Annotated in this window: 14 protein-coding genes, 2 tRNA genes and 3 pseudogenes; 8 read left to right on the plus strand and 11 right to left on the minus strand. The window is 46.7% G+C overall.

Translation table 11 applies throughout. The annotated features are described in order from the left end of the window. Positions 1–24 precede the first annotated feature (24 nt). From AB447_RS19145 to AB447_RS19165, 4 genes and pseudogenes are all read right to left on the minus strand, one after another. Positions 25–98: transfer RNA gene (locus AB447_RS19145), tRNA-Gly, on the minus strand. A 14-nt stretch (positions 99–112) separates the two neighbouring features. Continuing rightward, positions 113–189: transfer RNA gene (locus tag AB447_RS19150), tRNA-Arg, on the minus strand. Positions 190–646: 457 nt separating this feature from the next. Beyond that, positions 647–1427 (minus strand): annotated as a pseudogene (locus AB447_RS25460) (MFS transporter); the annotation flags it as partial. A 187-nt stretch (positions 1428–1614) separates the two neighbouring features. Beyond that, entirely contained in the window at positions 1615–3036 is a 1422-nt protein-coding gene (locus tag AB447_RS19165; protein WP_048407059.1) for a sugar porter family MFS transporter, read from the minus strand. A gap of 620 nt (positions 3037–3656) precedes the next feature. Between AB447_RS19165 and AB447_RS19170 the strand changes: the two are divergent. The 4 genes and pseudogenes from AB447_RS19170 (at position 3657) to AB447_RS19185 (ending at position 8386) form a co-directional block, all read left to right on the plus strand. After that, positions 3657–5265 (plus strand): annotated as a pseudogene (locus tag AB447_RS19170) (sensor histidine kinase). Further along, positions 5258–5938, plus strand: a complete 681-nt coding sequence (locus AB447_RS19175; RefSeq protein WP_048355711.1) for a response regulator — start codon at positions 5258–5260, stop codon at positions 5936–5938. The pseudogene AB447_RS19170 and the gene AB447_RS19175 overlap by 8 nt, the downstream one beginning before the upstream one ends. 2 nt (positions 5939–5940) lie before the next feature. Then, the gene (locus tag AB447_RS19180) at positions 5941–6900 is read left to right on the plus strand and encodes a tripartite tricarboxylate transporter substrate binding protein (RefSeq protein ID WP_048355712.1); all 960 of its coding nucleotides are present in this window, start codon (positions 5941–5943) and stop codon (positions 6898–6900) included. Positions 6901–7087: 187 nt separating this feature from the next. Beyond that, positions 7088–8386 (plus strand): Mg(2+)/citrate complex secondary transporter CitM, encoded by a 1299-nt coding sequence (locus AB447_RS19185; protein WP_048355724.1) that lies wholly within the window; start codon positions 7088–7090, stop codon positions 8384–8386. Between the two features lie 182 nt (positions 8387–8568). Here AB447_RS19185 and AB447_RS19190 read toward each other — a convergent pair whose 3' ends face one another. The 3 genes from AB447_RS19190 to AB447_RS19200 form a co-directional block, all read right to left on the minus strand. Next, positions 8569–9207 (minus strand): class A sortase, encoded by a 639-nt coding sequence (locus tag AB447_RS19190; RefSeq protein WP_048355713.1) that lies wholly within the window; start codon positions 9205–9207, stop codon positions 8569–8571. Between the two features lie 88 nt (positions 9208–9295). Further along, complete coding sequence (locus AB447_RS19195) at positions 9296–15307, minus strand: SpaA isopeptide-forming pilin-related protein (RefSeq protein ID WP_048355714.1); 6012 nt, start codon at positions 15305–15307, stop codon at positions 9296–9298. A gap of 229 nt (positions 15308–15536) precedes the next feature. After that, the gene (locus tag AB447_RS19200; protein ID WP_048355715.1) at positions 15537–16613 is read right to left on the minus strand and encodes a response regulator; all 1077 of its coding nucleotides are present in this window, start codon (positions 16611–16613) and stop codon (positions 15537–15539) included. A gap of 798 nt (positions 16614–17411) precedes the next feature. Here AB447_RS19200 and AB447_RS27040 point away from each other — a divergent pair. The 3 genes and pseudogenes from AB447_RS27040 to AB447_RS19210 all read left to right on the plus strand — a co-directional run. Continuing rightward, positions 17412–18725: pseudogene (locus AB447_RS27040) on the plus strand (sensor histidine kinase); the annotation flags it as partial. Between the two features lie 87 nt (positions 18726–18812). Further along, on the plus strand, positions 18813–19853 hold the full coding sequence (locus AB447_RS27045) for a response regulator (RefSeq protein ID WP_269769346.1): 1041 nt from the start codon (positions 18813–18815) through the stop codon (positions 19851–19853). A 155-nt stretch (positions 19854–20008) separates the two neighbouring features. After that, positions 20009–21181 carry an iron-containing alcohol dehydrogenase gene (locus tag AB447_RS19210; protein WP_048355716.1) on the plus strand — a complete coding sequence of 391 codons (1173 nt, stop codon included), beginning with the start codon at positions 20009–20011 and terminating at the stop codon, positions 21179–21181. 16 nt (positions 21182–21197) lie between these two features. Here the strand turns inward: AB447_RS19210 and AB447_RS19215 are convergent, their stop codons facing one another. Further along, on the minus strand, positions 21198–22418 hold the full coding sequence (locus AB447_RS19215; RefSeq protein ID WP_048355717.1) for a Bcr/CflA family efflux MFS transporter: 1221 nt from the start codon (positions 22416–22418) through the stop codon (positions 21198–21200). Between the two features lie 205 nt (positions 22419–22623). On the opposite strand from AB447_RS19215, the gene AB447_RS19220 reads away from it, so the two are divergent. Beyond that, positions 22624–23073 (plus strand): NUDIX hydrolase, encoded by a 450-nt coding sequence (locus tag AB447_RS19220; RefSeq protein ID WP_048355718.1) that lies wholly within the window; start codon positions 22624–22626, stop codon positions 23071–23073. 24 nt (positions 23074–23097) lie between these two features. On the opposite strand, the gene AB447_RS19225 is transcribed toward AB447_RS19220, so the two are convergent. The 3 genes from AB447_RS19225 to AB447_RS19235 all read right to left on the minus strand — a co-directional run bounded on the left by AB447_RS19225 (position 23098) and on the right by AB447_RS19235 (position 26407). Then, complete coding sequence (locus AB447_RS19225; protein WP_048355719.1) at positions 23098–24945, minus strand: acyltransferase family protein; 1848 nt, start codon at positions 24943–24945, stop codon at positions 23098–23100. A 104-nt stretch (positions 24946–25049) separates the two neighbouring features. Then, positions 25050–25910 carry an anti-sigma-V factor RsiV gene (gene rsiV / locus AB447_RS19230; RefSeq protein ID WP_048407122.1) on the minus strand — a complete coding sequence of 287 codons (861 nt, stop codon included), beginning with the start codon at positions 25908–25910 and terminating at the stop codon, positions 25050–25052. Continuing rightward, positions 25910–26407, minus strand: coding sequence for an RNA polymerase sigma factor (locus tag AB447_RS19235; RefSeq protein WP_048355720.1), 498 nt, complete (start codon positions 26405–26407; stop codon positions 25910–25912). Before AB447_RS19235 ends, rsiV begins: the two co-directional genes overlap by 1 nt. Between the last annotated feature and the right edge of the window lie 290 nt (positions 26408–26697).

Here is a 26697-nt window from a genome sequence, read left to right on the forward strand (position 1 = left end):
TAGTTTTCAAAGATCATTTAAGGTTGGAGCGGGTGATGAGAATCGAACTCACGACATCAGCTTGGAAGGCTGAGGTTTTACCACTAAACTACACCCGCATCGTTATGAGATATGGCGCGCCCGAGAGGAGTCGAACCCCTAACCTTTTGATCCGTAGTCAAACGCTCTATCCAATTGAGCTACGGGCGCTTCATCAGGCGACTTAACTATAATACTATGAAAATCAGTTAAAGTCAACAAGTTTTTTTATTTTTTGTGTTAAATGAAGCCTCGTTGTTCGGCTTTATCTATTATACACATTTTAACGGATTTGTACACCCCTTCAGATTCAAAAATATTAATTGATTTGTTCTGAAGCGATAACTCCGTTGTCATCAGCGACGAATAATAATATATCATGATTCTAATTCAGCAGTCAACACTTTTTTCGTTTTTTATTCATCAAAAAAGACATTCATTATATATAGTTAACTTCAGCTTTTTATTTTATGTTATTTCGCATCAAACGTTCCCTTCTTCTAATATATCCGAAACAAAACGAGCCAGCGTTTTTACGAAGTCATTTAATGAAGCTTTTATTTTACAGAACCTTTTCATGAGTTGCAAAACCCGATTCAAAAGAATGAATCGGGTTTTTTAGCGCCGCTTTAATCATCATTTTCTCAGATCTGTATTTATTATGCTGCGAACGGAATCGCTCTTCCAGCTCCTCGAGTGTGCGCCTCTTTGTTTCAGGCATAAACTTGTACACAAAGCCGATTGCCAGGATGCCCAATGCCACGAAAACAAAGAATGTAACGGACAGACCTACAGAACTGAGCATGACCGGAAAAGCAAAACCGATCATAAAGTTTAACATCCACATAAAAAAACGCTGATGCTTTCCGGAACAATGAGCATGCTTGTAAATAAGATGAGAGCCGGAACCGCACACAGGAGAAGCATGTATCTCCAAATATGCCCGGTGTCGGCCATTGCAACTCCAAGAACCGAATTGAAAACGTAGGCTAAAAATTGCCCGCCGACGATTCATCAGTTCATTTTGCGTTACCTGCGACCTCTTTTTTCATACGGGGCCATTTCAGCTAAAAAGGCAGGGACCATCGATGAGCTCCCCCAACAGCCAGCCCCAGTAAAAACCGAAAGACAACCATTGTTGAAACATTCGGGGCAAATGCAGTCCCAACTGATGCCAGCAAGAATAAAAACGAAAGATTCAGGTTCATTCTGCGACGGCCGTAGAGATCAGCCAATTTGCCGCAGAACAACGCACCGAATGCCGCTCCCAACAGGAGCACACTCGTAACAAGACCTTCTGTCACCGGTGTTAAATGAAGCTGACAGGTTTTGCCACAAAAAGGCAAATACCCGTTTATCACACCGGTATCATATCCAAAGAGAAGCCCTCCAAACGTCGCCGAAATCATAATGACCTGCAAATAGATTTTATGATTTCTCTGTTTATTCACGCACGTTCCTCCCTGATCGATCTTTATTCGTTTTCTGTGAACAGAGGCATTTTCCCAGGATCGCCGCATCCAACATACCTTATATCCGCCGGCCCCTTTATTGATATCCAGCTGATAAAGCGCCGATGTCTGCAAACGCTTCACATCAGCCGCTGACTTTCGCACTTACACCGTTTTGTTCATCTTCGGTTTTATAGTTGCGGAAATTTTGTTCAAGCTGTTCAAGCGTAAGCCCTTTCGTTTCAGGAAGGAATTTTTTCACGAAGGTAATCGAGACAATCCCAAGACCGACGAAAATATAGAACGTCGAGGACAGCCCGATCTGATCGAGCAAAATCGGGAATCCAAGACCGACAAAGAAATTGGCGATCCATAGGCAGAATACGGTAACACCCATTCCAAGCCCCCGCAAGCGAAGCGGGAAAATTTCCGAAAGCATCAGCCATGTGACCGGCGAAATGGCTCCTTGCTGGAAAGCAAGAAATGTCACAGTTAATGCAAGGACAATAAAAGGAAGCGCAGGCGAGCCTTGCAGCAACGATGAGAAAATTCCGATAAGCAGGAGCGCCGACGTCGTTCCGATCAAACCGGTCAACAGCATGGGCCGGCGGCCGACTTTACCAAGCAGCCAAATCCCAGCGAAAGTCGCCAATACCGAAATTAAACCGTTTGCAATATTCCCGATAAGCGCGGCTTTTGTTTCAAAGCCGGAGTTTTTGAGAATTTCAGTTCCATAATACATAATCGAGTTAACGCCCGTGATCTGCTGTACGATAGCAATGCCGATCCCGATAAATACGATGCGGCGCACCCACGGCACAGCCAAATCCTTAAAGGTCGCTTTATGAATTTCTGACTCCTTGTCAACCGCAGCTTCAATTTCAGCAAATTCCGTTTGCGCGGTGTTTTCCGTCCGAATTTTTTTAAGGACGCCCAACGCATCTTCGTTTTTCCCTTTCGAAATCAGCCAGCGCGGACTTTCGGGAACCCTCAGCATACCGAAGAATAAAACCACGGCCGGAATTGCAGCGATTGCGAGCATGTACCGCCAAACGTGGGAGTTGTCCCCCATCGTATTGCCGAGGATCGCATTGAACGTAAAAGCGAGCAGCTGCCCGGATACAATCATCAGTTCATTTTGGGTAACCATCCGGCCTCTCTTTTCAGCCGGCGACATTTCCGCCAGATAGGTCGGCACCGTTACTGACGCTCCCCCGACAGCAATTCCAAGCAAGAAACGAGAAACAATCATTACATTAACATTCGGCGCCAGCGTGCATCCAAGCGTCGCGAAAAAGAACAGGACCGCCAGAAAAATAATGTTTTTGCGGCGCCCGACAAAATCGGACAGCCTGCCTCCGAATACAGCTCCAAACGCGGCGCCAAGCAGGAGCGAACTCGCCACGAGGCCTTCAGTAAATGCAGTCAGGTTCAGCTGGTCTTTTTCAGCCATGTAAGGCAATGCACCGTTGACGACCCCCGTATCATATCCAAAAAGAAGGCCGCCGAATGTCGACACTAAAATAATGGTGCGCAAAAACGATTTTTGATTTAGTTGTTCATTCATGTCTACTTCCCCGCCTTTATGAAGAATCTTAATAAATTGTCATTTTCTCGGGTTTCGAAACCCAATCCTATTAACCCCCGCTTTGAACCGCATCCGGCTGATGTTCTTTTTTCCCGCCCCCCTCCTTCGCGAAACCGTTTTTCGAAAATTAAGAAATTTATCCCGGCAGAAAAACAAGCTCTTCCGCCAACATGAGCAAATTCGAATTGCAATCGCTTTCATTTGTTCCCGAAAGCAAGCACATCATGTCTTTTTTCAATTGTTATGTTATAGTTATGTTTTTGTTACTTTTTTGTGATGTCTGTTATTATCATAATTTTAAAAGCGCTTTCAGTCAATAAAAAATTTCAGAAATCTTCTTTAAACCTGGCCATTTTTTCAGGTAAACCCGCGTAAACATAAGGCTTATATACTATTCACGTTATTGACCGGCTTATTCGCCTTTCGTTTTTTGTCCTTTGTGATGTTATAGGTATTTCTTTGTTATATTTTTGTTACGTCTGCACAGATCATTCCCAGAAGCAAAGCCGACTTATGGTTTCGAAAAGAGATTTTTAAAAATATGAAAAGTCTGAATCAAAAATGGTATCATTTTAATATAGAAAGGACGGCTGGTGCTTGTGGTCAAAAAGCGGTTCATTTTTTCACTGCAAACAAAAATGATGGGTTTGATTGCGGCGCTGCTGATCTTTGTGATCGGCATCCTGACGGTCACATTTGCCGTTCAGCAAACAAAAGAAGGGCGAAAACAGGCAGAGCAGCTTGCAGTTCAGACCGCAAGAACCATTTCTTATATGCCTCCGGCAAAAGAACTCGTTCAAACCCGCAGGCATGCAAGTGAGGCGCAGGAAGTCATTGACCAAATGAAAGAACAGACCGGCGCTTCCGCCATTTACGTCCTTGACGAAAAAGGAAAAATCAAAACCGCCTCCGGCAGGAAAGAAACAACGAGGATGGCGAGAAGCAGAGAGATCTTGTTCGGAGGCTCTCACGTATCTGAGGCAAAAGCGGATGGCGGTAAGGTAATAAGGGGAAGCGCGCCGATCATCTTGGAGCAAAAAGGACGCAGCCGGGTTATCGGCAGCGTGTCGGTTGATCTCCTGCTAAACGAAACAGAACAAGGCATTAAAGAACACCTAAGGGATTTGAGCTTCATGTCCGTGCTCGTTTTACTTTTGGGATTTGCGGGTGCAGCCGCGCTTGCCAAAAGCATCCGAAAGGATACGCTCGGCCTTGAGCCTCATGAAATTGCATCCCTTTACCGGGAACGGAATGCGATGCTGCGGGCGATAAAGGAAGGGATCGTCGCTACGAATAAGGAAGGCATCGTCACGATGATGAACGTTTCGGCAGCCGAAATGCTTAAGCTTCCAAGACCCGTCATTAATCGGCCCATCGATGAAATCATGCCCGGGGCCGGATTGATGTCCGTCCTTCATCAGGAAGAGATGCTGCTCAATCAGGAGGTCTGCGTAGGTGATCAAGTCTTTATTATCAACACGAAAATGATGACACAAGACAGGCAGATATACGGGATCGTCGTCAGCTTCCGGGAAAAAACCGAGCTGAAAAAGCTCATCGATACGCTGACAGAGGTGCGAAAATACTCTGAAGACCTCCGCGCACAGACGCATGAATTTTCGAATAAGCTCTATGCGATCCTGGGGCTGCTTGAGCTCGGCGAGTACGAAGAAGCGATCGATCTGATTAAAGAGGAATACGCCATCCAAAATGAACAGCACGATATTTTATTCCACAACATTCATTCACAGCAGGTCCAAGCTATCCTGTTAGGCAAAATGGGCAGGGCTTCAGAAAAAAAAGTCAGGCTGTCCATTGATGAAAACAGCACGCTCGATCCGCTCCCTGCGCATATCGGCATGTCCCATCTCATCACGATTATCGGCAATTTAATTGATAACGCTTTCGAAGCGGTGGCTGAACAAGACGTGCGGCAGGTTTCATTTTTCATCACAGATATCGGGCGCGACATCGTCATAGAAGTTTCCGACACAGGAGCCGGCGTTCCGACGGATAAGACGGAGGCCGTGTTTCAAAGAGGCTATTCTTCAAAGGGGATGAAGAGGGGGCACGGGCTGGCCAACGTAAAGGAGTCAGTGCATGAACTGGGCGGCTGGATCGAATTGACAAATCAAAAATGCGGCGGCGCGGTATTTACCGTTTTTATACCGAAGGAGAAACAAACAAAGGGGGAATCCATTTGATTGACATCGTGATTGCGGAGGATGATTTTCGTGTTGCGCAAATTCATGAGAGACTGATTGAACAGCTCGATGGATTCAACACTATCGGCAAAGCGGCAAACGCTAAGGAAATCATGGCGATTTTAGAAGAACAAAACGCCGATTTGCTGCTGCTCGATATTTATATGCCGGATGAGCTTGGCACGGCCCTGATCCCCGCCATTCGAAGCCGGTTTCCTGAAGTGGACATTATGATCATCACGGCGGCAACAGAAACCCGTCATTTACAGGAAGCGCTCCGGGGCGGAGTTGCGCATTACTTGATTAAACCCGTGACGGCCGATAAATTCAAACGGGTGCTGCTGCAGTATAAAGAAAAAAGGAAAATGCTGCTTTCTCAGCCGGAAGTAAGCCAATCGATGATCGACCAAATTTTTGGAGGCCGCTCAAGAGTTTCCGGTTCCGCGGAGGATTTGCCGACGGGCATCAATTCCATTACGCTGCAAAAAATCAAAGATACGCTTGCAGGCGCCGCAGCCGGGATGACTGCGGAAGAACTCGGGGAAAAAATGGGCGCATCACGTACGACGGCCCGCCGTTATGCCGAGTATCTCGTGTCAAAAGAAGAAGCTTGCGCAGAGTTGGAATACGGGATTATCGGCAGGCCGGAACGAAAATATTATTTGGCGGCTGATTAAATATGAAGAAGCTCATGGTCATCCTGATCTGCCTGTTGATTCTGCTTCCCGGAGACGCGAGGAAAGCGGCTGCCCCGCGCCTGCCGGAAGGGCCGATTGAAATCGTCGTACCCGCGGAACCTTCCGGAGGCTGGGATTTAACGGCGCAAGCGATACAATCTGTCCTTACGCAAAAGCAGATCGTAAACAGCGATGTCCGTATCGTGTATATCCCCGGAAGCGGCGGAGACAAAGGCTGGAAATATGTAAATCAAAGCGACAAGCAAACCATCAGCATGGCGTCCAGTTTAATCCTGAGCAATTACATTCTCGGACAGAGCAAGCTGAAAATTGACGATTTCACCCCGCTCGCGATACTTGCAAAAGAATGGCAGGTTGTCGCTCTTCCGAAAGGATCGGCTCTGAAAAACGGAAAGGATGTGCTCGACGGTATCAAAAAACGCCCCGGCGAGGTGAAAATCGGTTTTTCTCCAGGGCTTGGAAATGATGATCAGCTATCGATCGTCAGGGCGGCCGATATGTACGGGATTGACCCTTTTGACATTCAATTTTTGCAGTATGGCAGCAGCGAGGAGCTCGTTCGGGCGCTGGTCAGACATGAAATAGAAGCCGCTTCGATGACGGTTTCCGAAGCCAAAACATATGAACGGAACGGAGACATTACACTTGCCGCGGTCACCTCAGACAAAAGGCTCCCCGCCTTTCCGCATGTGCCGACATGGAAAGAGCAGGGCATTCCCTTTGTATTTTCTCATTGGAGAGGCGTGCTGGGGCCGAAAAACATGACTGAAGAAGAAGTTTCCTACTGGGATGAAGCGTTACAAAAGGTCACATCCTCACCGGAATGGAAACGGAAAATAAACGAACTCGACTGGGAAAGCTTTTACTTAAACAGCAGGGAGACGAAACGGTTTCTTGACGAACAATCGGCCTTTTATCAAAGCATCATGGCCGGAGATTAAAAAGCATTCTGCTAACGGCGGAATGCTTTTTATGTACAAAAATGGACAAAAAGAACAAAACGGTTTTAAAAAATTAAAAATACATAAAAACCAAATTATTTACTTCAAAACGATTTTCCCATACGATGACAAAAAGGGGAATGAGGAGCAAAAATGTAAGCGGATTCACCGAGAAGGGGGAACAAATGTGTTAGCAATCTTAGGGTTTTTCATGATGCTTGTGTTTATGGTTCTGATCATGACAAAACGGCTTTCTGTCCTGACGGCATTAGTCTTGACGCCGATTGTGTTTGCACTGATTGCCGGATTCGGGTTCACCGATGTCGGCGACATGATGATATCGGGGATTCAGCAGGTGGCGCCAACCGCCGTCATGATCATGTTTGCGATTTTATATTTCGGGATTATGATCGATACGGGCTTGTTTGATCCGATGGTCGCAAAAATATTAAAATTGGTCAAAGGAGACCCGTTAAAAATCGTCGTCGGCACTGCGGTGCTCACCATGCTTGTCGCATTGGACGGTGACGGCTCGACAACATATATGATTACAACGAGTGCAATGCTTCCGCTCTATTTGCTGCTCGGCATCCGCCCGATTATATTAGCGGGGATCGCGGGAGTCGGCATGGGGATTATGAATACGATTCCGTGGGGAGGCGCAACGCCGCGGGCCGCGAGCGCGCTCGGAGTCGATCCGGCTGAACTGACCGGTCCGATGATTCCCGTCATCGCAAGCGGGATGCTTTGCATGGTCGCGGTTGCGTATGTACTTGGAAAAGCAGAACGAAAACGCATCGGCGTGATCGAGCTCAAACAGCCGGCTCATGCCGATGAAACGGCAGCAGCTGCCGAGGATGAGTGGAAACGGCCTAAGCTTTGGTGGTTCAATTTATTGTTAACGCTTTCATTGATCGGGTTTCTCGTGTCGGGCAAAATAAGCCTGACGGTTCTGTTTATCATTGCCTTCTGCATCGCGCTGATCGTGAATTATCCAAACCTCGATCATCAGAGGCAGCGCATTTCGGCCCATTCCAGCAACGTTCTGGCCATCGGTTCCATGATATTTGCGGCCGGGGTCTTTACCGGAATTTTAACAGGCACAAAGATGGTTGATGAAATGGCGATCTCGCTTGTTTCGATGATTCCTGAACAAATGGGCGGATTCATTCCGATGATCGCCGCCCTTACAAGCGGCATTTTCACGTTCCTGATGCCGAATGACGCGTATTTCTACGGGGTGCTGCCGATTTTATCAGAAACCGCTGTCGCCTACGGAGTCAATAAAGTCGAAATCGCAAGGGCCTCCATTATCGGCCAGCCGATCCATATGCTGAGCCCGCTTGTGCCGTCTACGCATTTGCTCGTCGGTCTTGTCGGGGTTTCCATCGACGAACATCAGAAATTCGGGATCAAGTGGGCAGTTCTGGCCGTGCTTGTGATGACGGGTACCGCTCTTCTGATCGGCTCTATTTCAATTTTCTAATTTGAACGGACAAAACAGGCCGGATTTTTATCCGGCCTGTTTTGTCTACACTCAAATACACGTTCAAACATAAAGGTGATCATCATCGTGTTTTTTTCTAAAAAACAAACCGGCCGGACTGGCGGGAAAGCACTGCCTTTGCCTGCAATAAAATCGTCTTGTACCGCGGTTTCAAATAAGCTTTATTCCAAATGGACAGCCGTATGAATTAGCTTCCCTTTTACTGCGAGGCGCCCCTTGGTTCTTTCCGGTTTGTCACATGTGATCAGCGTAATGACCTTTTCTTTTGTCTCATCAATCACATCTGAATCCATTTCTGAAATGATCTTTTTTGATGTCACAGTGTAGATGTAATCTTTCTTAAAATCTGTGATGACGATCGTATCCCCTTTTTTAATATTGAGCAGAGGGCCAAACAGGAGACTCTCCCGCCTCATATGATGTCCTGCTAACGGGTAGTTACACTCGCCCATTTGTTGATCGGGACGCATCGTCGTCGCGCCGAAAATCAGATTCTCGTTGGTTGTGCCTTTTAAGATCGGCAGCCTGATACCGACGCTGCTGATGGTGATCCGGCCGATGACCGCTTTCGGCTCACGGCCGATGCCCGCTTGAATCGTATCAAAAAAAGAAGGCGGCTGAATCGCGTCAAAGTTAAACGATGCCTTTTGTTCATTGTTTTTCCGCGCCTCTCCTGCGGTCAATTCGGACCAGCCTGCGTTTTTGCTGAGATTGATGATGATGCTTTCTTTAATAAAAGGAGACAAGACGAGCAAGAGACCAGAAAGAATAAGCACCGCAATCACACATTTTTTTAGCATGCATAACATTCCTTTCTGACTGATTCAGCTTACGTTTTTCTTTAAAAAAGCACCTGATCACATGCAGCCATGATCAGGTGCTATTAATTTACGCTTTTCTTCGTCTCTTTCTTGAGACCAGCGCCAAGGTTCCGCCTGCCAACAGCAGCAGAACGCCGGCCATCATTGGAATGATAACGTCCGTATCGCCGGTTTTCGGAAGAGCTTTGTCTTCTTTCAAACGGTCATTGTCACCGTTTTGGTTGTGAGATCCAGCCTCTTTCAAATGGCCGTTTTTGTTACCGTTTTGATTGTGAGGTCCGTCTTTTTTCACATTGCCGCCCGGCGTGACTTTGCCATTCGCTTTCGTTTTTATTTTGCTATTCAAAGCCAACAGTTCGACAGCTTTTGTCTGCCCTTTTTCAATCACGAATTGAACCGGTGTTTCGTCCAGTTTATAGCCGGCAGGCGCCTTCGTTTCGATCAGCTGGTATTCACCCGGCGCAAGTCCTTTCACCGTGAATTGTCCGTTCTGGTCAGTCGTCCAGACTGCCGGCAGCTTTTTGCCATAGCTGTCAGTTTTCACAGGATGACCGCTTGAATCCACCAGCTTGAACTCAGCGCCTTTTAGAACGATATTGTGATCGTTTCGATCAGCCTTTGTCAGCGTCGCATCACCCGGCGTCAATATGTTCTCTGCGGTGATCTCCACTGGTTTTGAATCGGTATTACTGATCGTGAACGGTATTGGCGTTTGATCCAATTTGTAATTCTCAGGTGCTTTTGTTTCGACAAACCGGTATTCGCCCGGTTCGAGACCGCGGACTGTAATCTGTCCTTTTTCATCCGTTGTCAAGTCGGCTATCAATACCTTGCCGTCACTGTCTGTCAGGTTGAATGTCGTACCCGGCAGAACGGTGTCTTTATCACTCTGGTCAACTTTTGTCAGCACAACGCTGTTTTTCGTGTTGACCGCCGTTAATTCAGCCTGCTCCGGCTGGCCTTCGTGTTCAGCCCCGATGGTGAACGGCACTGAGCCGGTTGAAACAAGGTAGCCGTCAGGCGCCTGTTTTTCAACAAATTGATAGCTTCCCGGAGCTAAACCGTCAGCCGTAATGCTGCCGTCTTTACCTGATACAAGATCGTCTCTGACCGTTTTTCCGTTGTTGTCAACGATCTTGAAAACAGCGTCTGCCAGGCCGTTTCCGTCTTCATCTTTCTTCGTCAAATGGACGGAGCCTTTGTAGTTCACCGCTGTTCCTGCGTCTCTCGCCTTCGGTTTTCCTTCGGCTGACCCGGAAACGGTAAATTCTTTTTTCTCGCTGTTCAGCACATATCCTTCTGGCGCTTTCGTTTCGACAAAGGCGTAGCGTCCCGGTGCGAGACCCTCAGCCGCAACTTTCCCGTCTTGATCTGACGTCAGTTCGTCACGGACGGTGTTCCCTTCTTCGTCAACGATCTTGAAGACGGCTCCTTCCAGCTTATGGCCTTCCGCGTCTACCTTCGTCACCTGAACCGATCCTTTGTAATTCACCGCTGTTCCTGCGTCTCTTGCCTTCGGTTTCCCTTCGGCTGACCCGGAAACGGTAAATTCTTTTTTCTCGCTGTTCAGTACATATCCTTCTGGCGCTTTCGTTTCGACAAAGGCGTAACGTCCCGGCGCAAGTCCCTCAGCCGCAACTATCCCGTCTTGATCTGACGTTAATTCGTCACGGACGGTGTTCCCTTCTTCGTCAACGATCTTAAAGACGGCTCCTTCCAGCTTATGGCCTTCCGCATCTTCCTTCGTCAATTGAACGGAGCCTTTGTAGTTCACCGCTGTTCCTGCGTCTCTCGCCTTCGGTTTTCCTTTTGCCGATTCTGAGATGGTAAATTGTTTTTTCTCACTGTTCAACACATACCCTTCTGGCGCTTTCGTTTCGACAAAGGCGTAGCGTCCCGGCGCGAGGTCTTCAGCCGTGACTTTCCCGTTTTGATTTGACGTCAGGTCGTCACGAACGGTGTTGCCATTTTCGTCAACGATCTTGAAGACGGCTCCTTCCAGCTTGCGGCCTTCCGCATCTTCTTTCGTTAACTCGGCACTGCCTTTGTAATTGATCAGTGTGCCTAAATCGATGTCGGGCACTTGATTCTTGTCATTTTTTGTGACCGAGAAGTCCATCGCTTCTGTATTCAGGATAAACCCTGCCGGAGCTTTGGTTTCTACTAAACGATAGTCGCCGACCGGCAAACCGATAATTTCAACTTTTCCGTTTTCATCGCTTGTGATTTGAGTGCGTATCTCAGTGAAGGTGCCGTCGCCGAATTTCTTTTCAAGTTTGAAAACAGCCCCTGTCAATGGATTTTTCTGTTCGTCTCTTTTGATAAGCGTCACCTTGTTCTGCTCATTTATGACTTGATACAGCGCCCCTGCACTGGATGATTTTCCGTCGATTGCAACAGAGACTCCGTTCGTATAAGCGTCGCTGATCGTGTATCCGTCAGGCGCTTTTGTTTCTTTTAGTACATAGGTGCCGTAGCGGATATTTCCGAAAGTCATCTTGCCGTCGGCATCCGTCGTTCCTGAACGCAGGAGCTGCTTGTTGTCCTTCGTCCACAATTGAAAGTCTGCTCCTGTGAGAGGCTTGCCGTCTTTTCCGGTTTTCAAGATGGTCAGGCTTCCTTTTTCTCCTGAACCGGAACCGCCGCCGCTTGAAAGGACGACAAAGACCGAGTTGCCGTTTTCCTGGCTCTGCTCCTGAACATTCGTTCCCGAAATCGACACTTTGTTGCTGACCTGCCCGCTTGTGCCGGTTATGTTAATCAAAGAGCGATATTGGACAACATACGCACGGTCAATTTGCTTGTAGCCGCCTGTAAAGTTCAGGACAAACGATTGTGCACCTGTTGCATTATCTGTTGTGATGTTTAACGTATAGTCCTTGCCTTTTTCAAGCTGCACATTTTCATCGGCAACAAGATTTCCGCTGCTGTCTTTGATCGCACCGTTTTCATTGTATTTCGCTTGATAAACTTTAAAAGAATCTTCATCTAAAATTTGGTTTTCGTCCGGCGTATCCGTAATTTTGACGTCATCCAGCGTCGATTGGCTGGAGTTGACATTGATGTTCCAATCGACATAGCTTCCGTTTTGTTTTCCGCCTTTAGAAATCAGGTTTCCGCCGTTTGCAACCGAAACGGAGCCCGTCAATGTGCGGTCTGGATGGCCGTTATTATGATAAGCCGCTTTGTTTGTGTACTGATTCTGACTAATGACCTGACCTTTAAGCGATGTGGTAAATTCGATGAGATATGCAATAGAATCGTCCGTTTTCAGGTGTACAGTCAATGTATTGTCGTTATCGGCCGAAGGCTCTTCTACTTCATATTTTGAAGGATCGAGCGCATCCCCTTCCGTGATGGAGCCGTTTTTATTGATCGTATAGCTCTTCACCACGAGCGAACCCTGATCAAATTGCTGGTTATCCGCTATAGCATCTTGAATATAAGGATTCTTTGAAGACTCGCCGTTATAGTTGATGCCGATTTTCCACGTGATTTTTTTCGTAACCGCGTTGTATGAGCCGTTTTTAAATCCGTTATCAAAGGTCTGATTATTCGGTTTAAACCCGCTCGATACCTTGTTGGTGCGCTCTTTGCCGTCATGATCGGTCCAAGTTGACCCGGCGGAATTCAAGATATTCTTGTTGGAAAAATCAACATTGAATTTTGTCGTATAGCTGATCTTAAATCGGCTGTTTGTTTCTGCATAATCCCCGATAAATGCCAATGCAAAGCCTTCATGACCGGGTTTTATCGTCAACGTGTAATCTTTGCCTTCCTGAAGTGTGACGTTCTTCGTTGTATCCTGGATGTTGATTGAGCCGTCAACGAGGGCCAATCCGCCGCTGTCGAATTGATCGTTCAACGTCCAATTGTTCATCGTATAGTTGTTTTTGTTAATGGTGATCGACCAATCAACCGTCTTCTTCCCGTAATCAACGTTTGAATAGCCTTTTACGATATTCTGCTGGGTGGCGGTTCCGGAAGCTTCCCTTGATTCCCCTGTTCCGGTCACCGCGCTGTTTGTATATTTTGTCGATTGATCGATGACCACGCCGCTGTTGACCTGGGTTTGATATGTGATTTTGTAGGCCCCTGAAACGGCTTTGTTGAAATGGATGTTAAAGCTGCTTCCATTGTCGGTCAGCGTGTAGTCCACGCCTTCCTGAAGAGGGGTTCCGGCTTGCTCGCCGCCGCCTTGGCTGAACGTAATCGGAACGACCTTCAAGGAATCTGAAACAAGATGCAAATCATCGGAACCGAATGTGTCGGTGATGATTGCCTTGGATTGGTCGACCTGTTTCTCGCCATAGTTGTACAAAATAGCCCAGCTGAATGTTTGCGAATCCCCATTGTAGCCGGTCGACGATTTTTCGAGCATTTTTCCGTATTTGGCAGTGACAGTAGCCTCTGCAGAACTTGCATCCAGATTGTCTCCGCTGAACGATGCCTTGTTCGTCAGAGTTACGTTCCCGCCTTCGCTCGGCTTTGCACCATTGTCAATAACCGTTTCATAGACGAGACGGTAGGCCGAATCAATGGTCCCGCTGAATGTGACATTTCCGTTTGCGTCTACGCTGTAGCCTGAGGTGACTTCACTGCCCTGACTGACCGAACCATCAATGTTAACATCGAGCTGGTAAACTTTAACCGAGCTAAAGTTTAATCCGGCAGGAAAGTTTTCTGAGAGTTTTGCATTTGTGACGCGGTCCAATTTTTTATTGGCATCGACCGTCCATGTTACGCTGCCCGGGTTGATCCCTTTGTCCAGCGTTCCTGATTTATCAATGGTTTTACTCACGTTTGGCTTAAAATACACCGTTACTTCCGGCGTATCGGAATGAACCGGGAATTTTATTTTTTGCGTTGTCGCCCCTGTAATTTTTTGCTGATTGAACTGTGTATTGACAAACAATGTCCCTTCGACATTGGAATCAACTTTTACCTGGTCGTTAAATGTCATAACGACATGGCCGCTCGTATCAATCGAAAACGTCCCGAAATCGGTGTCGCCTGCGCTTAACGGCTGGTTGGTGATGTCATTATGGACGATAAACTCCTTCGGCAAGTCAAATTCATATCGATCGTCGGCGTTTATCGTTTTTCCCAAGTCATCCGGAATCGCCCAGGTAATAGAAATCTTAGCTGGCGAATTCGTGCTGGCACGGTTGGCCTGATCATACGGCGCTCCATTTTCATCGGTCAGTTCCACGCCGGTCAAAATATTTTGCGTGATTTGCTTTCCTCCGGACACAACCGCTTTACTTGAGAATAACGCTTTTTTTGCAGAGCCGGCAGACGATTTCGCTTCCGCTTTTTGGTCCTGGCTGCTTGACGGCTTTGATTCGCCATCTTCTTTTTGGTCCTGACCGTTTGACGGTTTTAATGCGCCATCCTCTTTTCGGTCCTGACCGTTTGACGATGTTGATTCATCACCGTCTGCCTGACGATCCTCAGATTGTGAAGAATCGTTTTTTGCCGTGTCTGATCCGGAACCTGACGTCTCATTCGTCTTGACCGGTATCATCACCCGCTGGGTCTTTCCGGCACCCAAATCAAAAAGAACGTCCGCTGTTTTTGTATCCTTCGCATCCGGAGCAAATTTTGCCGAGAGCGCGATGGTTCCTTTTGCATCGGCAGAATCCACAGCAGAGCTGTTCAGCGTCACCTTTAGTGTGTTGTCATTTGCTTTCATCTGATAGGTGCCGATGACCTGTTGATCAGCCGATGTCACATCGCCTCCGGCATCCTTTTCAACGGTAAAATCTTGCGGTATCTCGATGGTGAAGTCTGTTCCCATTTCATTTTTTAATGACCAGTCGTATGTCAGCTTCACTTCATCACCCGGCGTTAATGCGGGTTCGTCGCCTTTTGATCCGTCAACAGTCTGACCGCTGCCGTTCTTTACCGTTACTGAATCGAAGAGCTGACCGCTGCTTGTTGATTCGCCGGCAGCCACTATTTTCTCCGCAGGGAAGACGAAAAGCTGGCTGAAGACGAAAAACAGCATAAGTCCCGTGATCAAAAACGGCTTACACCTTCGGCTGTTAAGGCCGAACGGAAATTTTCTCGATCTCAAAATTCTCTTTCCTCCTTTTTAGGATTCCAATAGGTTTACATTTTTTCAGAACTTAAGTCCCCCTTTTTCTTAATATCTATTTCTGTCGAATGATAGTTTTTCAAAATCATGTTTGTATCTTGTTGGTCCTCGTTTCCTGCTGACATCATCCGAACCAAACTACATTGTATGAAATCGAACTATACAATTTCTGTACATACAAAAAAAAGACCGGCTCATCCGGTCTTTCTTAGTTCACCTTATCCTTCATTTGTTTGTAGCGCTCATATTCCTTAATCGCCTCTTCGACATTACCCGTCTTATTAAATAACTTGATCTTGTATTCCATGATTGTGCCGTCACAAGGCTCAATTTTGTCGACCTGCAAACAGATGTCCATCGCTTGATCGTAATTTTTTTCCTTCATATAAAAATCGATCAGCTCGCCGGCCTTGCGGAGCCAAAGCTGCGCAAGGCGCGTCTTTTCCGGTTCCGCCCACAGATAGCCGTGCTCCATAAAATAGTGGTTTCGGTATGCCATGAAAATATCCAGGTGCCGTTTTACTGTTGAGGCGCTGATAGGAGGAGCCTCTTTCAGCGATTTTTCCCAATCAACCGCATCGACTTTTGTGCCGGCAAGACTGAGGACGTACCCTGCGCCGGTCTTCTCGATTGATTGGCTGAAAGGAAGCTGTCCGATTAATTTCCTGATTTGATAAATCGTCGAGTAAAGCTGAGTACTCGCTTTGGAAAAATCAAAATTCGGCCAAAACAGGTCGATCAGCGCTTCTTTACTGACAACACTGCCTTGATGATGGAGCAAATACGCATAAATTTCGCATGCTTTGGATGTTCTCCACTTGACCTGTATGTTTTTCTTGACACCTCCGGATGCCTGGTAAAACTGCAGACTTCCAAAACATTGAATGGAAAAATGTTCCCCGATAGGATCTGAAGGAGTCCTGAGCAAGCCGTTCATCTTGATGCGTTCAATCGTCTTCACAAGGCGGCCGTAATCGACAGGCTTCAGCAAATAATCAACAGCGTTCAATTCAAACGCTTTGATGGCAAATTCATTGTAAGCTGTGATAAAAACGACTTGAATTCTTTCATTCATCGATTGAATCGCTTCAGCAAGTTCAATACCGTTCATTCCCGGCATATCAATGTCAAGAAACACCGCGTCTACATCTTGAATCGCCGAATATTCCAAAACTTCCGCCGGGTCTTGAAAAGCTGTAATCGATTGAAAGAAGTTTGTCCGTTCAAGCATATGTTTAAAATGAATTAATGCCAGCTCTTCGTCATCAACAATCAATGCTTTCACGAATCATCCCACCCCATGTTGATATGCAGATGAAGTATATTATATCATGCCGAACAGCCCAGCTAATTGGTTTCTTTTTCGGTCTATTGAAGTTTTTTAACAATTGTGATTAGAATATTGATACTATTGAAACAGGAACATAGTAGGGGGTTTTAATTGATTGGATAAGGAGTGCCGATGTTGAAAAAAATATATGTTTTCATTTCGATTATTCTCGCCTATGGCGCAGTCTTTTTTATATTTATCACAATGAATAACTTGTACGGCTCAAAATCTCCCGAAGCAAGCAAAGGGGTCTTGAATCTCAAAAACTGGGACTTTCAGAAGGACGGAAACGTAGAGCTGAACGGAGAGTGGACATTATACCGGAACCAGCTTTTGTCGCCGAAAGCGATCCATTCCGGTAAAGATCCTGTATTTGTTGATGTCCCTAGTAATATAAAATTGGGCGAATCCGGAGAAAATGTTGATTACGGCACATACAAGCTGACGATCAGAACGAATCAAGACAATCAGACATTCGGAATCAGCACCTCATTTATATACAGTGCAAACCGCATCTATCTCAACGGGAATTTGATCGGACAAAGCGGAAGCCCCGCAAGCAGCCCGGATTTCCTGGCGCAAAACAAACCGTATGTAAGCTTTTTCCCGATTCACCGCGGCGACAATGAACTGATCGTACATTTTTCAAATTTTAAAAAACTGCCCGGATGGGGCATCGCAAAACCGATTAAGTTCGGTCCGCAGGAACAAATCCTGCGGGAAAATAAAATTTCTTTCCTTAATGATGCCGCCATGATTACGGCATTCTTCGTCACCGGTTTGTATTTCCTCGGCTTTTTCCTGCAAAGAAAAAAGGATAAGCATTTGTTGTTTTTTTCGGTGATGTGTCTTCTTTTTTCGGCCATCATTCTGTTGATCGGAAAAGAGCGGATTATCTTTCTCCTCTTTCCGTCGATTTCTTTTTCATTGACAAACTCTTTGAGGCCGATTGCGACGGTGTTTGTCAGCATTGCGGTTTTTTTCTATCTCTATTTCGCCTACAGGGAGATTGTGTCAAAAAAGTTTATTATCAGTGCGACTGCCTTCTCAGGTTTGGTCTTGGCCGCTGATTTTTCAACTGTGGGTTTCATTGCCCATTTCACATATGTCCTGCATTCCGTTCTTGCCGTTACGACATTGATTTATATTACATATATTTTTGCTATTGCCGCCATTCGTAAAATGAAAGGAAGCGTGTACCTTACCATCGCCTCTTTATCGATGAGCGCATTTGTGATTTTAACGACGATATCAGCATACAGCGGCAGATCGGTCTTTTCTTTTAATTCGATCTATTCGGTGCCTACGATCATCGCTTTATTGATGGTTGTTCTTTTGATGGCGCAGCAGTTTGCCGGTGCTTTCCGCGACAACGAAGAACTGTCCGGAAAACTGCTCAAGATGGACCGGCTGAAGGATGAGTTCATTGCCAAAACGTCACACGAATTTAAAACACCGCTGAACAGCATTATTAATATATGCCAAACATTATTGGCAGGCAGAAGAAATAAAACGATAGAAGAAGAAAAAGACAATATGCATCTCGTCATCCGAATGGGCTATCGATTGTCCAATCTGGTAAATGACATTTTGGATTTGGAAAAAATGAAGCAGGACATGCTGCAGATTCACCAGGGTCCTGTCGACATTCATTCGACGATTAGTGCGGAAATGGATTTCTACCGGCTGTTGGCGAAACATAAACATCTGAACATTACAAACGATATTCCGGCCGGCCTTCCTCCCGTATTCGCCGATGAAAACCGTTTCCGGCAGATCATGACCAATCTGGTCGACAACGCGATTAAATATACGCCTGAGGGACAAATCACGCTTTCTGCTGCAAGACTAAACGACAGCATGATGAAAATCACGGTAGCGGATACTGGAGCCGGCATACCGGAGAACATGCTCCAAACCATCTTTGAATCTTTTCAAAAGGCCGATATCAATAAAGATGATGGAGCCGGGCTCGGTTTAAGCATCGTCAAACAGCTTGTGAAGCTTCAAAACGGGGACATATGGGTCAACTCTGAAGTCGGGAAAGGCTCGGCATTCCATTTCACGCTCCCAATCGCAGAGGACGGTTCTTTGCCTGCCGCTAAAGAAGGGATTGCCGAATTGCAATCCGCCAGGGATATGTCGAACGTCCCGATGACTACGCCTTATTATTCAAGGACAAGCGAAGCTCCGACTGTTCTGATTGTCGATGATAGCATTGAAAGCTTGAAAATATTAACCGATATGCTGGAAGACGTTCCTTACCAAGTGATCGCAGCCAAAAATGGAAAAGAGGCATTGGACGTCGTCTCCCGGACAAAGCTTGATCTCGTGATTTTGGATCTGATGATGCCGGATATGACGGGCTTTGAAGTCTGCGCTAACATCCGTGAACGGTTCAGCTTAGTTGACCTTCCCGTTCTCATCATAACCGCCGCTATTATTGACCATGACAAGTACAACGCTTTTCATGCCGGCGCAAATGATATTTTGCAAAAGCCTTTCAATTACTCTGAATTTACGGCTCGCATTAAAAATTTGATCATGATGAAACATACGGCAAATCAGGCGACACATTTGGAGATGGCGTTTCTCCAGTCGCAGATCAAGCCCCATTTTCTTTACAATGTATTAAACACGATTATTTCTCTCACTTACATGGATATTGAAAAAGCGCGGGAGGTCACTGCCGAATTTGCCAATTACTTAAGAAAGAGCTTCGATTTTCAAAATACGTCCGCGATCAGTTCATTCAGGAAAGAGCTTTCGATTATCAATTCCTTTCTTTCCATAGAAAAAACGCGCTACGGCGAGCGGCTCGAAGTCATTTTCGAGGTTGATCCAGACATCGATTTCACGCTGCCGCCTTTAATGATTCAGCCCCTTGTCGAAAATGCCGTCCACCACGGGATCAGCAAGAAACGAGGAGGAGGCTGGGTTAAACTGACGGTCAAAAAAGAAGGTGAAAACGGGTATTACATCAAAGTAGAAGATAACGGACTGGGCATGACGCCGGAAAAACTGAATGACATCTTTTCATCGGACATGAGCAGCAGCGTCGGCTTGAAAAATATTAACAAACGGCTGAAACATTTCTGCGGAGGCGAATTGAAAATACAAAGCGCTCCGGATGTCGGCACCGCCGTCTCGATGGTCATTCATATGAACGAGTCTGCCGATGTTTCCATGAAGTAACGAACTGCGCTTTTCGAGCTTGCCGGATAACGATTTTTCCGGCAAGCTTTTTTATGTCAAAAAATCGACGTACGAAGATCTGCTCTTTTTCTGTGAACGAAGGTATGTTATAGTAGTAAACCTATTTTTCGTACAGAATTTGGAGGTTTTATCACATGGAAAATTTCACTTATTATAACCCGACGAAGCTGATCTTCGGAAAAGGCCAGCTTGAACAATTAAGAAACGAACTGAAGAAATACGGAAAGCGGGTTTTGCTTGTATACGGCGGAGGCAGCATTAAACGAAACGGTCTTTACGATCAAGTAACCGCCGTTTTAAAGGAAGAAGGCGCAGATTGGCACGAGCTTTCCGGGGTAGAACCGAACCCGCGCCTTGCTACGGTGCAAAAAGGCATCGATTTGTGCAGACAGCATGACATCGAGTTTCTTCTCGCGATCGGCGGAGGAAGCGTCATCGACTGCACGAAAGCGATCGCGGCCGGTGCAAAATACGACGGCGACCCTTGGGATATTTTCAGCAAGAAAACGCGCATCTCGGACGCCCTGCCGTTCGGTACGGTTTTGACCCTTGCTGCAACAGGATCTGAAATGAACCCTGACTCTGTCATCACAAACTGGGAAACGAATGAGAAATACGTGTGGGGCAGCGATGTAACCCATCCGAGGTTCTCCATTTTAGACCCTGTAAATACGTACACCGTTCCCGAAAACCAAACGGTTTACGGCATGGTTGACATGATGAGCCACGTGTTTGAACAATACTTCCACAATGTCGAAAACACGCCGCTTCAGGACAGAATGTGTTTTTCCGTCCTGAAGACTGTGATCGAAACGGCGCCGAAGCTGCTTGAAGACCTGCAGAACTACAAGCATCGTGAAACGATTTTATACGCCGGAACGATCGCATTAAACGGAACGCTGCAAATGGGCTACTTCGGCGACTGGGCATCCCATACGATGGAGCATGCCGTTTCAGCCGTTTACGACATTCCGCATGCAGGGGGACTTGCGATTTTGTTTCCGAACTGGATGAGATATACGCTTGACACAAATGTCGGCCGCTTCAAAGCCCTTATGCTCAATATGTTTGACATTGAAACTGAAGGCAAAACGGACAAAGAAATCGCGCTTGAAGGAATCGACAAGCTGTCCGCTTTCTGGACAAGCCTCGGCGCGCCTTCCCGCCTTTCCGATTACGGCATCGGTGAAGAAAAGCTCGACCTGATCGCCGACATTGCAGCAAAAGAAATGGAGCACGGCGGCTTCGGAAACTTCCAAAAACTGAACAAAGACGATGTGCTCGCCATTCTGCGGGCCTCTCTATAAAAGCAAAAGGACGGAATCAAGCGATTCCGTCCTTGTTTTTATCCGATCTTTCCCTTGTCAACGCAAAAAAGGCAAGAGAACCGATAACAGCCGTAACAAACATGATCGCCCCCATCGGAACGGCCGTCGTTTCATTCATTCCCACAAGAGGGGAAACGACCGAACCGAGCAGCAGCGGAAGCATTCCAAGCATTGCACTTGCACTGCCCGCACGATGCCCCTGATTTTCCATCGCCAGCGTAAAGGTACTTGTCAATGTCATTCCGATCGTGATCATGTAGACGAAGATTGAGACGACCAGTGTCGCAAGCGGTCCTCTGATGATCGTCATCGTAAGCAGAACACCCGTTGCGATTAAAGCGGTAATGACCGCTATCCGAAGCAATTTTCTTTCGTGAATGATTCCCCCGAAGCGCCCGATGATAAAGCTCCCTGAAATAATCGCCAGGCCGTTGATTCCGAATAAAACGCTGAATACTTGCGGAGATACACCGTAAATATCCTGGTACACAAAAGGCGTTCCGGACACATAGGCAAAGCTGCCCCCGTGGATGAAACCGACGGTCAGCGCATAGCCGATAAAGGACCTGTCCTTTATCAAGCTGCCCATCGTCTTCACAGATGATCCGATTGAACTTGGAATCCGCTTCTCAGGCGGCAATGTCTCTTTTAGCTTCAGTGAAATGATCAGAACGAGAAACAATCCGATCAATGTCAGCGTATAGAAAATCGTATGCCATGTTGCAAACGGCAAAAGCAGAATGGCGCCGCCTGTCATCGGTGCAACCATCGGCGCGACCGCGGTAATGACCATTAAGAGCGAGAAAAATTTCGAAAGCTCCCTTCCGGTAAATACGTCCCGCACGATCGCACGCGAAAGCACGATTCCCGCCGAAGCTGTGAACCCCTGCAGAAAACGGCCGATGACCAGCATGACAATGTTCGGGGAAAGCGCGCAAAACAGAGAAGACAACGCAAATAAAAAGATGGATATTAATAAGGGCTTCCGTCTTCCCTGTGCATCACTGACAGGTCCGATCACGAGCTGGCCGAACGTAAGCCCGATCAAACACGCCGTTAAGCTTAGCTGTACGAGCGAAGCGCCTGCTGATAAATCGTCGGCAATTTCGGGAAAGCTGGGCAAATACATATCGATATTCAGCGGGCCCAGTATCGCAAGCATGCCGAGCAGAAAAGCCAATGCAAGGCGTTCCTTTCCTGTTGGATTATGAAGCATAGTATCAAACCTTTCTTTCAAGCTAGTAAAATATATGATGTAATGATGAAATAAGCTGGAGGGGGCTCGCAAAACATTTGTATATTGTAACATATTTTTTTGATCATGGAAGTGGATTGCTCATGACCTGGCGGGATAAGATGAAACCGGTCAAATCGGTCAGATTATCTATTGAAATGAACATGGAGGAAGGAGTTATCTAAACTTGAATGCAGTAAATACGATAGGTTGCTTCACGATTGTGGAAAATGGCGAAGGAAAAATACTTCTCGTAAAAAGAAAAGATTATCCTGTCTGGGATTTGCCCGGAGGCAGAATGGAAAAGCATGAACAGCCGGAGACATGTGCCATAAGGGAAATGGAAGAAGAAACAGGCTATCGCGTTTCTATTACGTGCAAAATAGGAGAGTACGAGCAACCCCAATATCATGACGTGCAGTACATCTATTCAGGAAAATTACTGGGCGGGGAACCCATTAAACAAGGGCCTGAAACAGCAAAAATCGGATGGTTTCGCAAAGACAGATTGCCTTTGTTAATGGTTCCCCATAGAAGAAAACAAATAAAAAATTTTATAAAACATCATAACAAACTAGTAAAAGGAACTTTAAAAACGCCGTTTTTGATCAGGTTCATCACGACATTCAAGAAATAAAAAGCTTCCTCTTATGTATAAGCATTATTTCATCGCCTCAACGATAAGCGCTGTCAAAGCCTCCGCTCCTTTCGGCACGAGGTGTACGCCGTCAGAGGCAAAATATTCGGGATGCTCGAGAGCTTCGCTGTGCCAGTCAACGAGTGTCACATTTCGGCGGTTATGCGCCTGCTCGCGCAGCGATTCGTTCACTTTTTTCTCCCATTGCCGCGGCACACGCGTGTTCACGAGATAAATGCGGGCTTTTGAGAAAGCGTCAAGCAGCGCATCCATTTGGCCGTCCGTAAAATAGCCGTTTGTCCCCAGCTCAATAATGACGGCTTTGTCCGGCTGATTAAACGATGCATATTGCGCTGTCAATTGAAGCGCTTCTGATACCTGCCTTCCGACCTTTCCGTCTATCGTAACATGAGAAAATGTACGGCGGAGGTTTGGGGCAATGTCAAGCATGACGGAGTCACCGATGGCCAGCACTTCCTTTTCTTTAATGCTTGACATCGTTTTCTGACGCGAATTCCCCTTCTTTTCTTTCTTGGATTTTGTTTGTTTCCCCGGTTCTTCTTTTGCAGCTGCCGCCTGTTTTCCCTCTTTGTCAAAGGATGCGCTTGCCTGCTGATGGGACTGGGCAGGCATCGACTGCTGCTGTTTCGGTGCGCCGGCTATTCCGGACAGCCCGCCCGCAAAAATGATGAGGGCGGCAAAAAGCAATCCCGTCGTCATTCTGCTGATGGTGGACGACGTTTTCCATTCTACAATCCTGTTCAAAAAAACGCGGCGGACAAATGGCGTAAAGCCGTCCTTCCGAATCGGCTGCTCAAGGAAACGATAGGAAAGCTCGGCGAGAATCAGCGTTGCAGCGACCTTAACGGCAGCATGCCAATAAACCGGATTCCCAATTTCCTGAACGGGCGTGCTCAGCACGATGACAGGATAATGCCAAAGATAAATGCCGTATGATCTCGTTCCAACCCACCTGAGCGGTTTCCATGACAGCAAATGCCCCAAAAAGCTGCTCGGATGACTGACGCATGCGATCAGTACCGCAGCGATGATGCTGATCAGGAGCATGCCGCCATGATAAAGGAACGGTACGTATTCATCAACGAAATGGATGCAGAGGATCAATATGACAAAAGCAGCCAGCTCTGTTCCGTGCATCGCTCTCTTCAAACGGCTCGGCAGCCTGTTTGAAGAGAGCCTTTTCATCGGCCATACGAGTGCTAACGCGCAGCCGAGCAGCAGCTCAAAAGAGCGTGTATCCGTTCCGTAGTAGACGCGGCTCGGATCTCCGCCGGGTACGTACAGCACGCTCATCAAAACGGCTGAGCATAGCGCGAGTACGAGAACCGCCGCCGCCAGCCTCGTTCGTTTTTTGCATATGTACATTCCCGCAAGCAAAACGATCGGCCAGATGATATAAAATTGTTCTTCTATCGCCAATGACCAAAGGTTTTTTAACGGCGACGGAGAGCCGAAGCTGTCGAAATAAGATAGATCATGAAAAATAAACCACCAATTGCTGACATACAATAGAGAGAAGACCGCATCTCCTCGCACTGTGTGCAGCATGTCAGGTTTGAACAATACGACCCAGATGACGGTCGCGATAATCATGAGCGAGGCCGCCGGTACAATCCGCCGCATCCTCCGGATCCAAAAGCTGCGGAAATTCAATGTCATGTCATTTCCATACGCCGGCAAAACGATCGATGTGATTAAATAGCCGGACAACACGAAAAAGATATCGACCCCGATGAAGCCTCCGTCGGCCCAATCAAAGTCGAGGTGGTAAGCGATGACCGCGAGAACGGCAAAAGCCCGAAGTCCGTCTAATCCCGGTATGTAGCGATGATGATGTGCCTTATCTAACATGGTATTCCTCCAATAATGCGTGCTCCCCTTCTTCGGTTGATTTCTATAATAGTACAGACGGAAGGGTGAAAATCCGTGACAAAAGAAGTATCAGTCTTTGCCAGCTAACGGATGTAGCGGGTTCCGACAAGCAGATTTGAAATCACGCCGGTCGGAATTTCAAACTCCACAATCCCCATATAACCGGGCGCAACTTCATATTCGTCGAACGAAATCATCAGTTTATGATCTTCGGTGATATAAAAGTTTTGGTCAGCATGAATCTGTTTAAATGGTTCTATCTCCTCATCCCCGACCCAATATATTTTATCAGGATTTTCCTTCATTTGCTGCTTCATTTGCTTTTTTATATTTTTGCTGATGACGCCGACATAGCGTTTATCCTTAAATAAGCTCTTCAGCGTAAGCAGGACGCCGTTTTTCTTGTCGATGGTCACATAGCGCCGCTCCGTGTAGGCGGATGCCTGCGTTTTTTCGGTTTCGCGGCGGATTGAGATCAATTCCGGCGTATCCGTTACAGTCTTAAAATCGCTGTAAATGCTGAGGTGCCCTTTTTTATGCTTCGATGTAGTCTCCATAAATTCCCGATACAGCTGCTGGCTTTCTTTCACATATTTTTTGTTGATGTTCTTCTCCAGCTCACGGTTGGAAAGCCCGGACAAAGCCGGGGTTTTCACATCAATGCTCGATTCGTCTTTTTCCTGTTTGATCTCGGTGATTGTAATCGCTTTGACGACCTTGCCGATGACGGGGATTCGCGACATCGCTTTCGCGGCCTCGGGATTGATATTGACGGCCGCAAAAATGAAAACAGCCGCAGCTGCAGCGATCGATGCGGGCCACATCACGATCCTTCTTTTCCTGTTCGGACGATGCTGAAGGGCTTTTTCGACAATCTCATCCAGCTCTTGTGGAATGGGCACCTGTTTATACTCTTTTCTTAATTGTTCCAGTTTCTTATCCATTACGAAAGCTCCTCCTTCGTCAACTGAATGCGCATGAGCTTCAGCCCTCTGTAGAGCCGTGTTTTGACGGTATTGATGTTGTCCCCCGTGATGTCCGCGATCTCTTCGATTTTCATGTCTTCAAAAAACCGCAGAATGATGATCGTTTTATATTGGTACGGCAATTCTTCAAGCGCTTCGCGAAGGTCTGTATCTTGATAGGTATCTTCCTTTCCCCGGCTTAAAAACTCCAGTGTCCGGTCATCCATTACTTTGAGTTTTTTCTGCTTCCGCAAAACATCGATCGCGGTACGGACCAAAATTTTGTAAAACCAGCTTTTGATCGTATCGGGATTTCGTACAGAATCGACGGAAGCGAGCGCTTTTTGGATCGATTCCTGAACGATGTCTAACGCGTCTTCTTGGTTTTTCACATAACTGTAAGCCAGCCGGTAAAAATCTTCTTTTCCGCCGGTTATGAACGCTACAAGCGATGTTTTGGCTGTCTGTTTCTCCATGACAATACAGAGCTCCTTTTTCCATTAAGCTTTTCCAGTATGTATAGACGCTGAAGCGTGAAAAATAGTTTGCGCTTAGCCCAACTTTTTTGATGTATGATTATGAAAGCCGCTCAAACCAGGAGGTGACGAATATGGCTGAGATCAGAATGCCGGTTACTCAAGCGACTCATGCAAAGCCTGTGATTGGAAAGGCGATACTTTGCATGGGGCGTACTTTTTCATCAATCGCCTGAAAAGTTGGCTTTTCTGATGATAGGCTTTGCACCTTATTATGCGATAAAAAAATA

It is taken from the genome of Bacillus glycinifermentans (genome assembly GCF_001042475.2).
GTDB classification, from domain to species: Bacteria; Bacillota; Bacilli; order Bacillales; family Bacillaceae; genus Bacillus; species Bacillus glycinifermentans.